Here is a 396-nt window from a genome sequence, read left to right as displayed (position 1 = left end):
ATTCTTCTTTTGTTGGTTCATCTTCTACATGCTCATGGGTTGCTTCTCCAAACTCACCGTAACTCTTTTTAATCACATTTAGCCAATATTCAAACTCTGTATCATTACATTGATATTCTAGTTCCTTTATTTCGAAAATGGGATTACCTTCTTCGTCATGCCCAACCATTTCGTTATTGTAGTATTTTATTTTATACATATAAACCTCCTTTAAGGTATTGAAGTAACTGATATTGTATTGTTAGTTGTAAAGTACCAATAAATATATTTATCAATCGATTGTTCTATAGTGCAAGTTGTTGCGTTATTATTCACTGGTGAACCTATAGCTGCTATATTTTTATTAGTTAAACTTTTAATTATATTGTTTGTAAAATAACTTCCAAAAGTGTTATT

The 396-nt window shown here is 29.0% G+C and carries 2 protein-coding genes; both read right to left on the bottom strand.

Annotation, left to right across the window (positions count from 1 at the left end):
• Positions 1 to 199: hypothetical protein (locus B3603_RS03335; protein WP_291560728.1), on the bottom strand; the 199-nt coding region annotated here is incomplete at its 3' end.
• A gap of 11 nt (positions 200 to 210) precedes the next feature.
• A partial coding sequence (locus tag B3603_RS03330; protein ID WP_291560725.1) for a hypothetical protein occupies positions 211 to 396 on the bottom strand: 186 nt, incomplete at its 5' end.

Source organism: Clostridium sp. UBA2485 (assembly GCF_002341865.1).
GTDB lineage: Bacteria > Bacillota > Clostridia > Clostridiales > Clostridiaceae > Clostridium_J.
This window is presented reverse-complemented; position numbering and strand designations above follow the sequence as displayed.